This window comes from Citrobacter sp. EC_71 (assembly GCF_019584005.1).
GTDB classification, from domain to species: Bacteria; Pseudomonadota; Gammaproteobacteria; order Enterobacterales; family Enterobacteriaceae; genus Citrobacter; species Citrobacter werkmanii.
Window position 1 is genome coordinate 1 of record NZ_VDAY01000115.1, and the last position, 231, is coordinate 231.

General features: G+C 68.0%; 1 protein-coding gene. It reads right to left on the reverse strand.

The features are described 5' to 3' along the window. Window positions 1-231, reverse strand: a 231-nt coding sequence (locus FHD02_RS24275; RefSeq protein WP_220394400.1) for an Ig-like domain-containing protein, incomplete at both ends; no start/stop codon positions are given.

The window sequence follows — 231 nt, forward strand, 5'->3', positions numbered from 1 at the left end:
CGTCGATGCTCACCATCACGCTCACGGCGTCTTTATCCGTGGCAATGGCAAAGCCCGGCGTAGTGTCGTTGGTCTGGTTATCCCCCGCCCTGCCGGTGTCGTCGCTCAGCGTGATCACCGGGGCCGCCACGGTGGTGTCCACGGTGACCGCCAGCGCCGCCGAGGTCGCGGTGTTGCCCGCGTCGTCGGTGACCTGCACGGTGAAGGTGTACTCCCCGTCAGCCAGCGCCG